Origin of the sequence: Sphingomonas sp. 35-24ZXX (assembly GCF_000786215.1) — a bacterium.
Classification (GTDB): domain Bacteria; phylum Pseudomonadota; class Alphaproteobacteria; order Sphingomonadales; family Sphingomonadaceae; genus Blastomonas.
In genome coordinates, this window is the sequence record NZ_JROG01000004.1 from 396,505 (window position 1) to 408,705 (window position 12,201).

The following is a 12,201-nucleotide window of genomic DNA, read 5'->3' on the forward strand; positions in this document are numbered from 1 at the left end:
AAGTCGGGGGTGCGGGCGGTGGCTCCCGAGCGGGCGGGGAGGGGGTCAGGCGGTCAGTTTGGCGGCGGTGCGGGCAACCTTGGCACCCAGATAGCGCGCGCCGTCCAGATCGATGGCATGCGGCTGGCGCGATCCGTCGCCACCGGCAATCGTGCTGGCGCCATAAGGCGATCCGCCGATGACCTCGTCATTGCTGGTCTGTGCGCCGAAGCCATAGTCGAGGCCGACGATGGTCAGGCCATGATGCAGCAGGTTGGTCAGGATCGAGAAATGCGTCGTCTCCTGGCCCCCGTGCTGACTGGCGGTCGCGGTGAACGATGCGCCGACCTTGCCGACCAGCGCGCCCTTGGCCCACAGGCCGCCGGTGCGATCCCAGAAGGCCGCCATCTGGCTCGACATGCGGCCAAAGCGGGTGCCGGTGCCGACGACGATCGCGTCATAGTCGGCAAGCTCTTCGGGCGTGGCGATGTCGGCAGCCTGGTCGAGCTTGAAGTGGTTCGCGCGGGCGATGTCGTCGGGCACGGTTTCGGGGACGCGCTTGATCGTCACCTCGGCGCCTTCCTGGCGCGCGCCTTCGGCCACAGCGTCGGCCATCGCTTCGATATGGCCATAGGTCGAATAATAGAGCACGAGAACTTTGGTCATGGTGGGTCTCCTTGTCGGTTCGGGTCAAAGGGGGTGCCCCGCCGCCGGAAGGGGGAAAGCGGCGGGGCGGGGGATTGTCAGGTCCGGGTTTCCGCGATCAGGAACTCGGAGTCTTCGTTGGCCGAGATGGTGATCTCGGTCTCGCGGGTGATCGCGGCGGCATCGCGCGGGCCGATCTCGACCCCGTTCACCGTCACACTGCCCGCCGACACCACCAGATAGGCCGACATGCCATCGGTGATGCGGTGGGTGATGCTGTCACCAGCGGCGAGCGTCGCGCCGGACAGGCGGGCATCGGCGCGGATCATCAGGGCACCCGCCATGATATCCTCGTCGCGTCCGCTGGCCAGAACCTCCAGCTTGCCGCTGCGCTCTCCCTTGGGGAACTGCTTGGCGTCCCAGCGCGGTGCACCGCCCGGAGCATCGGGGATGATCCAGATCTGGAACAGCCGGGTTTCCTCGCTCTCCAGGTTGAACTCGCTGTGCGCCACACCGGTTCCCGCGCTCATCACCTGAACGTCGCCCGCTTCGGTGCGGCCTTCGTTGCCCAGGCTGTCACGATGGGTGATCGCCCCGGTGCGGACATAGGTGATGATTTCCATGTCGCGGTGCGGATGGGTAGGGAACCCGCTCTTCGGAGCGATCTCGTCGTCATTCCAGACGCGCAGGGCGCCCCAGCCCATGCGGGCGGGATCATGATAGCCACCGAAGGAAAAATGGTGGCGGGCATTGAGCCAACCGTGATTGGCATGGCCCAGGGTGGAAAAATCGCGCTTCTCGATCATGTCACTTGCTCCTTGCTGGCGTCCGGCGATGCCGGGTGCCTTGGCTTGAGCAACAGTTAGCCCTGGTGTATCGTTTCCAAAATAGCCAGTTTGGAAAAGGATTGTTTCAGGAAATGCGTTTACCCGATTTCGAGGCCTGGGCGGTTTTCGCCGCCGTGGCCGATACCGGCAGCTTCACGGCGGCTGCCGAGGCGCTCAGCCTGTCGAAGGCCAAGGTGTCGAAGGCGGTATCGCGGCTGGAGGCGGAGCTTGGCACCGTGCTGTTCCACCGCACCTCGCGGCGGCTGTCGCTGTCGGCCGCGGGACGATCGCTGGTCGATCATGCCCGGCGCATCCGGATGGACGGCGAGGCGGCGGTCGAAGCCGCGCGCGACGAGGCGGTGCTGCTGTCCGGCACGGTCCGCATCGCGGTGCCGATGAGCTTCGGCCTGCGCGCGGTCGCGCCGCTGGTGGCGCAGTTCATGGCGCTGCATCCGGGCATCCTCATCGACATGCACCTGTCCGATGCGCGGGTCGATCTGGTGGAGGAGGGCTTCGACCTCGCGCTGCGGATCGCCGTGCTGCCCGACAGCAGCCTGCGGGCGATCCGGCTGCGCCCGGTGCGCATGTACATCATCGCCTCGCCCGAATATTGCGCGCGGCACGGCACGCCGCAGCATCCTGCCGATCTCGACGCGCACAAGGCAGTGCATTACGCCAATTCATCGCAGCCCGGGGTGTGGCCGCTGATCGGGCCCGATGGCACCCGCGTGCTCGCGCGGCCCGCCCCGGCACTGATCGTCAACAATGCCGATGCCGCGCTGCCGGCCGTGTTCGATGGCCAGTGCATTGCCGCATTGCCCGATTTCTTTTGCGAAGATGGCCTGATGACCGGCAGATTGGTGCGGTTGCTGCCGGATTGGCGGTTCGAGCCTTCCACGCTCAGCATCGTCACGCCGCCCTCGCCGCATCGCCCTGCGCGGGTAGAGGCGCTGATTGCCTGGCTGCGCAAGGGATTGCACGCAGAGTAACATTTGTTGGTGCGGCGTTACGAAATTGGAAACCAATTGCCGATAGATGGACAAAAGCGACGAACCGATATGTCGCCTGCAAGCGACGGAAAACGGAGTCTTTTCCGTCCTCCGGCCGCTGCGCGTGCCCGCGCGACTCGTGGAGTCAGGCCGGTTTACCCAAAATTAACCTTTTGCCCCCAAAACTTTTATGGTTAATGTTTTCCTCGTCGATCCGTTCTTGGGTCCAGATGACTGAACGGTGCCGATGGCACGGGCAAAAAGGGGCTGCACATGCGGGTGCTTTTGATCGAAGATGAACCGACCACGGCCAAGGCGATTGAGCTTATGCTCACCACCGAAGGTTTCAATGTCTATACCACGGACCTCGGCGAAGAGGGCCTGGATCTGGGCAAGCTGTATGATTACGACATCATCCTGCTCGACCTGAATCTGCCGGACATGCACGGCTATGACGTGCTGAAGAAGCTGCGGGTTGCCAAGGTGCAGACGCCGGTGCTGATCCTCTCGGGCATTTCCGAAATGGACAGCAAGGTGCGCTCGTTCGGCTTCGGTGCCGATGACTATGTCACCAAGCCGTTCCACCGCGAGGAACTGGTGGCGCGCATCCACGCCGTGGTCCGCCGCTCGAAGGGCCATTCGCAAAGCGTGATCCGCACCGGCAAGCTGGCGGTGAACCTCGATGCCAAGACCGTTGAAGTCGACAGCGCCCGCGTTCACCTGACCGGCAAGGAATATGCGATGCTGGAGCTGCTCTCGCTCCGCAAGGGCACCACGCTGACCAAGGAAATGTTCCTGAACCACCTTTATGGCGGCATGGACGAGCCCGAACTCAAGATCATCGACGTCTTCATCTGCAAGCTGCGCAAGAAACTGGCGCTGGCCTGCGGGGGCGAGAACTATATCGAGACCGTCTGGGGCCGCGGCTATGTGCTGCGGGATCCGGAAGCCGATGGCGAGGTCATCGCCGCCTGATTTCTTCCTGACCTTCCTTCCTCTTCTTCTTCTTCTTCCCCGAATACGCAAAAGGGGCTGCGGGCAACCGCGGCCCCTTTTGCCATGCGGTCTGTCCGTCGCAGCAGGCGCGGCTTTCGCTTGCCAAAGGGGGCACGCACGCTAACCCTCTGGCGGTCCCGGGGAGAGACTATGCATCCATATCGCACCCATGCGCGCGTGCTCACCGCCTCGCTGGTCGGCACGGCGGTGGAGTTCTACGATTTCTATATCTACGCGACGGCCGCAGCCCTGGTGTTCGGGCCGCTGTTCTTCCCGTCCGAAAGCGCGTCGGCGCAGTTGCTGCTGAGCTACATGAGCTTTGGCCTCGCATTTTTTGCTCGGCCGGTGGGTGCGATCGCCTTCGGGCATTTCGGCGACCGGATCGGGCGCAAGTCCACTCTGGTCGCCTCGCTGCTGCTGATGGGGGGCTCCACCTTGCTGATCGCGTTCCTGCCGACCTATCAGATGGTGGGCTGGGTCGCGCCGCTGCTGCTGTGCATCCTGCGCTTTGGCCAAGGCTTCGGTCTGGGCGGCGAATGGGGCGGCGCGGCATTGCTGGCGGTCGAGAATGCACCGCCGGGCTGGGCGACGCGCTTCGGCATGGCGCCGCAACTGGGCGCGCCGGTGGGGTTCATCGCCGCCAACGGTCTGTTCCTGCTGCTCGGGCTGGGGCTGACCGAGGCGCAGTTTGTCGCCTGGGGCTGGCGCATCCCGTTCCTCGCCAGCGGAATTCTGGTCGGGCTGGGCCTGTGGGTGCGGCTGAAGATCAGCGAGACTCCGGATTTTGCCGCGGTGCTGGAGCGAGACAGGCCTGCGCCGGTGCCGGTAGCAGAGCTGCTGCGCCATCACCTTCGCGCCACGCTGGCCGGGACCTTCGCGGTGGTGGCGTGCTTTGCCATCTTCTATCTCTCGACCGCCTTCGCTCTGGGCTATGCCACCACCGCGCTGGGGCATGACCGCACCAGCTTCCTGATCGTCCAGCTGGGCGCGATCCTGTTTCTGGCGCTGGGCATCGTGATATCCGGCTATCGCTCGGATGCGACCAGCAGCGGGCGAGTGCTGATGATCGGCTGTGCGGCGACGGTGGGCGTCGGCCTGATGTTCGGGCCGCTGCTGGGCTCGGGCTCGCTGTGGCTGTCCTGGGTGGCGCTCTCGGTCGCGCTGCTGGTGATGGGCTTTGTCTACGGCCCGCTGGGTGCCTGGCTGCCGCAGCAGTTCCCGGCACGGGTGCGCTATACCGGGGCGTCGGTGGCGTTCAACGGCGGCGGCATCATCGGCGGCGCGCTCGCCCCGATCGCAGCGCAGGCGCTTGCGGACCGAGGCGGCGCGGATGCGGTGGGGCTGTATCTGGCAGCGGCAGGGCTGATCAGCTTTGCAGGCCTGTGGGCGCAGCGGGGACGGGCTGCGGGTTAGCCGTCAGGGATATTGCTGGCGGGCGTGCATTACAGCGACCACGATCACTGCATCCTCAGTCACGCGATAGATGATGAGGTAGTTAGGGTGGACGATGGCTTCCCGCGTTCCACTGACCCGTCCAGTCCTGTACATGAGCGGATGCTGGGGCAGGCGGTCTGCACAGGCCACGATAGCGTCTTCCAGCTTTCTTGCGGCGCGCACATTCCGTGACGCAATGTATTCCGATATGTTCCGAAGATCGGCGAGCGCCGCCTCAGTCCAGATCAGATTCAGGGGTTTCATGTTTGCTGATGATTTCGCGCATCTGCCTCATGACCTCTTCATGCGGGATGAAGGGCCCGGTCGACTGCAGCGCGCGCTCCACCTTGGCGCGGAACCAGGCATCATAGGCCGCCTCTTCCTCGGATGAGGCGAATTCGGATTCGATGGGCGAGTATTTTACCATGGACGTCAGTCTATCACATCGCCCGCCAGCCGCAATAACGTGAGCCTGGCCTTGCCGACCACGCGCTCGGCGTCAATGTCGAAGCCCTCGACCTCCAGCTTCTCGCTCTTACCCGTCTCCACGCTGATCCAGGTCGAGGGCGCGAACCAGCCCAGGCGCTTCAGCTTGTCGAGCGCAACCGCGCCCGCCCCGGTGCCATAGGGCGGGTCGATCAGCACGACATCGAACGGCTTGAGCGCGGGGCCCAGCGCCAGCGCGGAGCTGGGGCGGATCTCGGCGCGGGCATCAGCCTCGAGCGAGCGGATATTGGCGCGCAACGTATCGATCGCGGGCCGGTCCTGCTCGACAAACACACAGCGCGCCGCGCCGCGCGACAGGGCTTCCAGCCCCAGCGCGCCCGAGCCTGCAAACAGGTCGAGCACGCTCAGTTCCTCGAACGACCCCAGGCGGCTGGTCAGCATCGAGAACAGGGTTTCGCGGGTGCGGTCGGCGGTCGGGCGGGTGGTGTCTCCCACCGGAGCCTTGAGCTTGCGACCGCGCCACTCTCCGGCAATGATCCGCAGCATCTTACCTTTTCACCTTCATTTCAGCGTCTTCCTGAACGTCACCACATCATGCCGGCGCACTTCCTCGATCGCGCCGGGCTCAAGCCCGTCGAGCAGGAAGGGGCCATAGCGGGTGCGGATGAGGCGCGAAACCTTGAGGCCCAGATGCTCGAGCACGCGGCGGACCTCGCGGTTCTTGCCTTCGGTCAGCGTCATCTCGATCCAGCCGTTGCGCCCGGTGCGGCGTTCCAGATTGGCGTCGATCTTGCCGTAGCGGATGCCTTCGATGGTGATGCCGTGGATCAGGTCTTCGAGCTGCGTCTGGCTGACCTCGCCAAACGCGCGGGCGCGATAGGTGCGCTCCACCCCGGTGGCGGGAAGCTCCATCTGGCGCTTCAACTCGCCATCGTTGGTCATCAGCAGCAGCCCCTCGGTATTGAGGTCGAGCCGCCCGACGGGCATCATCCGCGGCGCATCGGGCGCGACGCGAGCAAGGTGATCGTAGATCGTCGAGCGTCCGGTAAAGTCGCGCGCCGCCGTCAGCAGCCCGGCAGGCTTGTGGAAGCGCCACAGCTTGGCCGGCGCTGGCTCGCTGACCGCCTTGCCGTCGACGGTGATGCCATGCAGGCTGGTCAACACCGTCGCAGGCGTGGTGATCGCCACGCCATCGCGCGCCACACGGCCGCCCTCGATCATCCGCTCGATCTCGCGCCGGCTGGCGATGCCGGCGCGCGCCAGCAGCTTGGCGATGCGCTGGCCTTCGCCCAGAGCAGAGGTCTTGCGCACGACAGGTTCGGGCGGCGTTTCGCTTTCAGCAAGCGGATCGAATTTCGGTTTCCGGGGGGGCATGCGGGCTGCTATAACCGCGAAGATGCCGTGCGGGAACGCAAGAAATCACTGCCGCGTAGTTAAGATTGCCCCTCCCGCCCTGTCAGAAAGGCCGCTCATGCTGTTTTCGCGGTTCACCCGGTCGATCGAAAGCATTCTCATCGTCGAGGATGAGCCGCTGGTGGCGTTCGACAACGAACTGCGGGTGGTCGATGCGGGCTATCGCGTGGTGGCGACAGTGGACACCGAAGCAGAGGCGATTGCCGTGCTGCATCGCGAGCCGATCCATCTGGTGCTGGCCGATGTCAATCTGTCGCGCGGCGGCAGCGGCGTCGAGGTCGCGCGGGTCGCCAGCGAGCGCGATATCCCCGTGCTGTTCGCCACTGGCACATGCCCCGGCCATGCCCGGCAATATGCTATCGGCTGCCTGATCAAGCCCTATAGCGCTGCGGAGCTCGTCAAGGCGATCCATGCGGTCGATCTGATGATCCGCGGCCAGACACCCAAGGCGATGCCCAAGCCCTTGAACCTGTATTCCGCGGCCTGATCGACACGACGGCGTAACCTGTCGCCCTGTCTGGCCGAACGGTTCCCCATAGGCGCATGGTGCGCGTGTGAAAGACAGACGATGACCAGAATGTGGATTCCCGTGCTTGCCCTGGCGGGCCTTGCAGGCCTTGGATTGGTCCATGGCCTTCCCGGTGTGGCCGCACCAGCGCAGGCGGTGGCAGAGCCTGGCGGTAAAGCGTTGCGACCGCGCCCCGTCGCCGCCGCAGGGCCGGTGGTGGCAGAGCTGTTCACCAGCCAGGGATGCTCGTCCTGCCCGCCTGCCGATGCGGTCGCGGCGCGGCTGGCGCGCGATCCCGGCATCCTGGTGATCAGCCGCCCGGTGACCTATTGGGACCGGCTGGGCTGGAAGGACAGTCTGGGGCGTGAGAGCAACACCCGGCTGCAGCGCCAATATGGCGATACCGCCTTTGGCGGCGCGAACATCTACACCCCGCAGCTCGTCATCGATGGGCGGACGCAGGGCGTCGGTTCGCAGGAAGCCAAGGCGCGCCAGCTGATCGCGCGCGCTGGCACGGTGCGCAAGGCCAGCGGCGTTGCGGTCCGTGTCTCGCGCACCGCCGATGGCGGCCGCAGCGTGGAACTGCAGGGCAAGGCCGGGCAGGGTGCCGATGTGATCTTGGTCGCACTGTCGGCCAACGAGACGGTGCGCATCGGGCGCGGTGAAAACGGCGGGCGTACGGTCAGCTATACCAATGTCGTGATCGACGAAACGGTGCTGGGCCGCTGGAAGGGTGGCAAGCAGACGATCACGCTGCGCGCAACCCAGCTCGCCGCGCCGGGGGCGGATCGGCATGCGCTGATCGTCCGCCAGGGTGCTGGCGGCCCGGTGATCGGATCGGCGGTGATCTGAGGCCGTCCATCCGTTGCAAATCCCTCTGGCGTAAATCGTCGATGCCGCTAGTTTCCCGCCCAGGGACACGGGAAGGGAAGTTTGCTGGATGACTGATCACGCTGCCGGGGTATCGCCCGAAGTCACGGGCTGGCGCGCGTCGCTTCCCGCAGGCCTCAGGCCCTATACCGAAGCGGCGCCGCTGGCTGCGCTGTTTCTGGGCATGTCGTCGGGCTTCCCGTTCGCGATGATCGCCGCGACGCTTTCGACCCGGCTGGCGCAATCGGGGATCGAGAAGTCGACCGTCACCGCGTTTGCCCTCACGTTCCTGGCCTATAATTTCAAATGGCTCTGGGCGCCGATCATCGATGCGGTGAAGCTGCCCTTGCTCGGCCGCATCGGCCAGCGCGTATCATGGCTGATCCTGTGCGCGGTGCTGGTGATGGTCGCGATCATGAACCTGGGGCTTGCTGATCCTGAAGCGGACATTGCCAGCGTCGCGATCGCGGCGATCCTGGTCGGGGTGGCCGGCGCGACCTTCGATATCGTCATCGACGCCTATCGCATCGAACTGCTCGAGCCGCACCAGCTGGGCGTGGGATCGGGCATGAGCCAGTATGGCTGGCGCATCGGTGCTGCGCTGGCAGGATCGGTGGCGCTGATCGTGGCGGCACGCGCCGACTGGACCACCGCCTATATCGCCGTGTCGTTCTTCGGCCTGTTTGCGGTGATCACCGGGCTGGTGATGGGCGAGCCTGCCCGCCGCCAGGAACCCAAGCCCCTGAAGGGGCCAGTTGCCGCCGCGATCGCCTATGTCAGCCCGCTCGCCGAGTTCTTCAAGCGCTCGGGCGCGCTGGTCGTGCTGCTGTTCGTGCTGGTCCACAAGATCGGCGACACGCTCGCCAACCTGACATTGCGGCTGCTGTTCGAGGATCTGGGCTTCACCAATGACGAGCTGGCGATCTACGACGTGGGCCTCGGCTTCTGGGCGCTGCTCGCGGGCATCTTTGTTGGCGGCATCCTTTACGCCAGGCTGGGCATGAAGCGATCGGTGCTGATCAGCCTCGTCCTGATGGCGGTGTCCAACCTTGCCTTCGCCGGGCTTGCATCGGTCGGTCACAGCACGTGGGCGATGGCAGGCGCGATGGGCTTCGAGAATTTCGCCAGCGGCATCGGCGGGGTGTGCGTGGTCGCGTATCTCTCGGCCTTGTGCAACCTGGAGTTCACCGCGACGCAGTTCGCACTGCTGTCGGCGGCTGCGAGCATTACCGGGCGGTTCCTGACAGGCACGCTGGCGGGCGGGATGATCGAGCAGCTGGGCTTTGCCAATTTCTATCTGGTGACGACACTCGCGGCTCTGCCCGGCGTGCTATTGTTCTGGTGGATGATGGCGAGCGGGCTGGTTGATCGTTCGCTCGGCACGGCCGGGACCGAGGAGAGCGGGGAGTAGGCGGGGCAGACCTCTTGCTTTCAGACTAGCCCAACCCGTTTGCCCCGAGCCCTTCGGCTGCTGGCAAGCCAGCCGCTCAGGATAAACGTCTCGGCAAAGCCGAGAAGTCGCGGGACGCACGCGCTACTGTTTTCGATTACGTCCCTCGACTTCAGCCGCAGGCTGAAGTTTATCCTGAGCGACGCCGACTGGCGGCGTCGAAGGGCTCGGGACAAACGGATGGGGTGTCATAGGCGCGTGCCTAATCAATCCGGCTCCTGGCCGTTCGCCTTGAGCACTTCGCCCGCCAGATAGAGCGAACCCGCGATCAGCACAGGCATCGGCTGGTGGTCTGCCAGCAGGCCCAGCGCGGCCTCGATATCCGCCGCCGCCTCGACCTCGATCCCCGAGGTCAGGCACGCCTGAAACGCATCGGCATCGTGCCATTCATGCCCCGGCACTGGGAGCGCGGTAACGCTGGCGAGATAGGGCTCGAGCGGGCCGAGCAGCGCGCCGGGCTGCTTGTTCGACAGCATGCCGAGCACCAGATGCACCTTGCCTCCCATCGCTGCGACATGGCGCGCGAGTGCAGCGCCCGCATCCGGATTGTGCCCGCCATCGAGCCAAACGGGCTCGCCGGTGCCGAGCAATGCGGTCAGCGGCCCATCGGTCAGCCGCTGCATGCGCGCTGGCCATTCGGCCCAGCCCATCGCTGCGGAGAGCGCGCTGTCGGGGACGGCGAGCGCGCTTTGGTGGCGGATCATCGCGATCGCAAGCCCGGCATTGTCCGCCTGATGCTCGCCCGGCAGGCGCGGCATCGGCAGGGTCAGCTTGCCGTCGACATCGCGATAATGCAGCCGGTCCTGATAGAGCGCGGCATCCCAGTCATGCCCGCGCGCCTTGACATAGGCACCGGCCCGCATCGCCTGGCCTGCGATCGCACCCATCATCCCGGTCGCGTATTTCTGGATGACCAGCGGCACATCCTGCTTGGCGATCCCTGCCTTCTCGAACGCGATCCGCTCCAGCGGGATGTCGGGCGTGCCCTCTTCGGGTGCGAGCAGAAAGGCTTCGTGGTCGATCCCCAGTGCCGCGATCCCGCACACCGCAGGCTGGGGCAGCACGTTGGTCGCATCCAGCCTGCCGCCCAAGCCTACCTCGATCACGCAGGCATCGGCGGGATGTTCGGCAAAGGCGAGGAAGGCGGCCGCCGTGGTGACTTCGAAAAAGCTGGCGCTGATCCCCTCGGCGATATCCAGCACGCGGCCCAGGTAATCGGCGAGCGTCTCGTCGTCGATCAGCCGCCCGGCGATGCGGATACGCTCGTTGAACCGCACCAGATGCGGGCTGGTGTAGACATGGCAGGTCTGGCCCGATGCCTCGATAGCGGCGCGCAGAAAAGCGCAGGTCGAGCCCTTGCCGTTGGTGCCTGCGACATGGAACACCGGCGGCAGGCGGTGGTGCGGATCGCCCAGCCGGGTGAGCAGTTCGGTGATCCGCTCGAGCCCCAGCACATCGCGGCCCGGAGACAATGCGGCGAGCCGGTCAAGCTGGGTCTGGACGCCGGGATGGGCAGAGATTGCGTGGTCCATTACCCTCTCCCCTCCCGCCTGCGGGAGGGGCAGGGCCGGCTTGCCGGACCGGGGTGGGCCAATAAGGGAGCGCGGCTTGCCGGACCGGGGTGGGCCAATAAGGGAGCGCGGCTTGCCGGACCGGGGTGGGCAGGGAGCACGAACGACGCAAGGTTCGTCTGTGCCTCGCTCCCACCCCGCCCTTCGGGCACCCCTCCCGCCAGCGGGAGGGGAGAGGGCGCGGTCAGAGGTTGACGGCTGAACCCCGTCAGTGTCACGCCGCCGCCTTGGCCGCCATCAGATAATCGATCACGCTGCCCAGCCGCGCGCGCAGGTCCTTGCGCTCGACGACCATGTCGAGCATCCCGTGCTCGAGCAGATATTCGGAGCGCTGGAAGCCTTCGGGCAGCTTTTCGCGGATCGTCTGCTCGATCACCCGCTGGCCGGCAAAGCCGATCAGCGCGTTGGGTTCGGCCATCTGGACGTCGCCCAGCATCGCATAGCTTGCGGTGACGCCGCCGGTGGTGGGATCGGTCAGCACGACGATGTAGGGCAGGCCCGCTGCGTGCAGGCGGCTGATCGCCACCGTGCTGCGCGGCATCTGCATCAACGACAAAATGCCCTCCTGCATCCGCGCGCCGCCAGCGGCGGTGAAGATGACATAGGGGCATTTCTCGGCAATCGCGCGCTCGGTGCCGGCGATGAAGGCTGCGCCCACTGCCATGCCCATCGATCCGCCCATGAAGGCGAAATCCTGCACGCCGACCACGGCCTTGTGGCCCAGGATGCGGCCCAAGGCGTTGGTCAGCGCATCATTGCCGACATTGGCAGCGCGCGCTGCCTTCAGGCGATCGACATATTTCTTGCTGTCGCGGAACTTGAGCGGGTCTTCACGGACCACCGGCGAGGGCAGCTCTTCCCAGATCGCGTCATCGAACAGCATGCCAAAGCGCGCGGCCGAGCCGATGCGTTCGTGATGGCCGCATTTCGGGCAGACCGAAAGATTGTCCTCGAACTCCTTGGCGAACACCATTTCGCCGCAGGCCTTGCACTTGTGCCACAGGTTGTCGGGGGTGGAATCGCGCTTGGCGATCAGCGGAATGGAATTTCGGACGCGGCTGAACCAGCTCAT

At 65.6% G+C, this 12,201-nt stretch carries 14 protein-coding genes; 6 read left to right on the forward strand and 8 right to left on the reverse strand.

Features of this window, described 5'->3' with window-relative positions; all coding sequences use genetic code 11:
• Positions 1–45 precede the first annotated feature (45 nt).
• Complete coding sequence (gene wrbA, locus LI72_RS10025; protein ID WP_033925735.1) at positions 46–645, reverse strand: NAD(P)H:quinone oxidoreductase; 600 nt, start codon at positions 643–645, stop codon at positions 46–48.
• Positions 646–722: 77 nt separating this feature from the next.
• Positions 723–1,430: a pirin family protein gene (locus tag LI72_RS10030; RefSeq protein WP_033925736.1), complete on the reverse strand. Its 708-nt coding sequence runs from the start codon at positions 1,428–1,430 to the stop codon at positions 723–725.
• A 113-nt stretch (positions 1,431–1,543) separates the two neighbouring features.
• On the opposite strand from LI72_RS10030, the gene LI72_RS10035 reads away from it, so the two are divergent.
• The 3 genes from LI72_RS10035 to LI72_RS10045 all read left to right on the forward strand — a co-directional run bounded on the left by LI72_RS10035 (position 1,544) and on the right by LI72_RS10045 (position 4,849).
• Positions 1,544–2,440, forward strand: a complete 897-nt coding sequence (locus LI72_RS10035; RefSeq protein ID WP_033925737.1) for a LysR family transcriptional regulator — start codon at positions 1,544–1,546, stop codon at positions 2,438–2,440.
• A gap of 273 nt (positions 2,441–2,713) precedes the next feature.
• Positions 2,714–3,415 carry a response regulator transcription factor CtrA gene (gene ctrA / locus LI72_RS10040; protein ID WP_017672249.1) on the forward strand — a complete coding sequence of 234 codons (702 nt, stop codon included), beginning with the start codon at positions 2,714–2,716 and terminating at the stop codon, positions 3,413–3,415.
• Between the two features lie 171 nt (positions 3,416–3,586).
• Complete coding sequence (locus LI72_RS10045; protein WP_033925738.1) at positions 3,587–4,849, forward strand: MFS transporter; 1,263 nt, start codon at positions 3,587–3,589, stop codon at positions 4,847–4,849.
• A gap of 3 nt (positions 4,850–4,852) precedes the next feature.
• Here LI72_RS10045 and LI72_RS10050 read toward each other — a convergent pair whose 3' ends face one another.
• From LI72_RS10050 to LI72_RS10065, 4 genes are read right to left on the reverse strand one after another with little or no spacing between them, the layout of a single operon-like run.
• Positions 4,853–5,134, reverse strand: coding sequence for a type II toxin-antitoxin system RelE/ParE family toxin (locus LI72_RS10050; RefSeq protein ID WP_033925739.1), 282 nt, complete (start codon positions 5,132–5,134; stop codon positions 4,853–4,855).
• A complete protein-coding gene (gene relB, locus LI72_RS10055) occupies positions 5,106–5,297 on the reverse strand; it encodes a type II toxin-antitoxin system RelB family antitoxin (RefSeq protein WP_033925740.1) in 192 nt (63 codons plus the stop codon). Before relB ends, LI72_RS10050 begins: the two co-directional genes overlap by 29 nt.
• Positions 5,298–5,302: 5 nt before the next feature.
• Positions 5,303–5,863, reverse strand: a complete 561-nt coding sequence (gene rsmD / locus LI72_RS10060; RefSeq protein ID WP_197051870.1) for a 16S rRNA (guanine(966)-N(2))-methyltransferase RsmD — start codon at positions 5,861–5,863, stop codon at positions 5,303–5,305.
• A 15-nt stretch (positions 5,864–5,878) separates the two neighbouring features.
• Positions 5,879–6,691, reverse strand: coding sequence for a pseudouridine synthase (locus LI72_RS10065; RefSeq protein WP_033925741.1), 813 nt, complete (start codon positions 6,689–6,691; stop codon positions 5,879–5,881).
• A gap of 97 nt (positions 6,692–6,788) precedes the next feature.
• Here LI72_RS10065 and LI72_RS10070 point away from each other — a divergent pair, with 97 nt between their 5' ends.
• The 3 genes from LI72_RS10070 to LI72_RS10080 all read left to right on the forward strand — a co-directional run bounded on the left by LI72_RS10070 (position 6,789) and on the right by LI72_RS10080 (position 9,519).
• Positions 6,789–7,217: a response regulator gene (locus LI72_RS10070; RefSeq protein ID WP_033925742.1), complete on the forward strand. Its 429-nt coding sequence runs from the start codon at positions 6,789–6,791 to the stop codon at positions 7,215–7,217.
• A gap of 81 nt (positions 7,218–7,298) precedes the next feature.
• Positions 7,299–8,090, forward strand: a complete 792-nt coding sequence (locus LI72_RS10075; RefSeq protein ID WP_081984830.1) for a DUF1223 domain-containing protein — start codon at positions 7,299–7,301, stop codon at positions 8,088–8,090.
• An 88-nt stretch (positions 8,091–8,178) separates the two neighbouring features.
• A complete protein-coding gene (locus LI72_RS10080; RefSeq protein ID WP_033925743.1) occupies positions 8,179–9,519 on the forward strand; it encodes an AmpG family muropeptide MFS transporter in 1,341 nt (446 codons plus the stop codon).
• A 245-nt stretch (positions 9,520–9,764) separates the two neighbouring features.
• On the opposite strand, the gene LI72_RS10085 is transcribed toward LI72_RS10080, so the two are convergent.
• A complete protein-coding gene (locus tag LI72_RS10085; protein WP_033925744.1) occupies positions 9,765–11,090 on the reverse strand; it encodes a bifunctional folylpolyglutamate synthase/dihydrofolate synthase in 1,326 nt (441 codons plus the stop codon).
• 253 nt (positions 11,091–11,343) lie between these two features.
• A complete protein-coding gene (gene accD, locus LI72_RS10090; RefSeq protein WP_033925745.1) occupies positions 11,344–12,201 on the reverse strand; it encodes an acetyl-CoA carboxylase, carboxyltransferase subunit beta in 858 nt (285 codons plus the stop codon).

What these genes read in the sequence shown, in the direction of transcription:
- wrbA (WP_033925735.1), bottom strand. Translation starts at nt 645, where the DNA reads ATGACCAAAGTTCTCGTGCTCTATTATTCGACCTATGGCCATATCGAA.
- LI72_RS10030 (WP_033925736.1), bottom strand. Translation starts at nt 1,430, where the DNA reads ATGATCGAGAAGCGCGATTTTTCCACCCTGGGCCATGCCAATCACGGT.
- LI72_RS10035 (WP_033925737.1), top strand. Translation starts at nt 1,544, where the DNA reads ATGCGTTTACCCGATTTCGAGGCCTGGGCGGTTTTCGCCGCCGTGGCC.
- ctrA (WP_017672249.1), top strand. Translation starts at nt 2,714, where the DNA reads ATGCGGGTGCTTTTGATCGAAGATGAACCGACCACGGCCAAGGCGATT.
- LI72_RS10045 (WP_033925738.1), top strand. Translation starts at nt 3,587, where the DNA reads ATGCATCCATATCGCACCCATGCGCGCGTGCTCACCGCCTCGCTGGTC.
- LI72_RS10050 (WP_033925739.1), bottom strand. Translation starts at nt 5,134, where the DNA reads ATGAAACCCCTGAATCTGATCTGGACTGAGGCGGCGCTCGCCGATCTT.
- relB (WP_033925740.1), bottom strand. Translation starts at nt 5,297, where the DNA reads ATGGTAAAATACTCGCCCATCGAATCCGAATTCGCCTCATCCGAGGAA.
- rsmD (WP_197051870.1), bottom strand. Translation starts at nt 5,863, where the DNA reads ATGCTGCGGATCATTGCCGGAGAGTGGCGCGGTCGCAAGCTCAAGGCT.
- LI72_RS10065 (WP_033925741.1), bottom strand. Translation starts at nt 6,691, where the DNA reads ATGCCCCCCCGGAAACCGAAATTCGATCCGCTTGCTGAAAGCGAAACG.
- LI72_RS10070 (WP_033925742.1), top strand. Translation starts at nt 6,789, where the DNA reads ATGCTGTTTTCGCGGTTCACCCGGTCGATCGAAAGCATTCTCATCGTC.
- LI72_RS10075 (WP_081984830.1), top strand. Translation starts at nt 7,299, where the DNA reads ATGACCAGAATGTGGATTCCCGTGCTTGCCCTGGCGGGCCTTGCAGGC.
- LI72_RS10080 (WP_033925743.1), top strand. Translation starts at nt 8,179, where the DNA reads ATGACTGATCACGCTGCCGGGGTATCGCCCGAAGTCACGGGCTGGCGC.
- LI72_RS10085 (WP_033925744.1), bottom strand. Translation starts at nt 11,090, where the DNA reads ATGGACCACGCAATCTCTGCCCATCCCGGCGTCCAGACCCAGCTTGAC.
- accD (WP_033925745.1), bottom strand. Translation starts at nt 12,201, where the DNA reads ATGAGCTGGTTCAGCCGCGTCCGAAATTCCATTCCGCTGATCGCCAAG.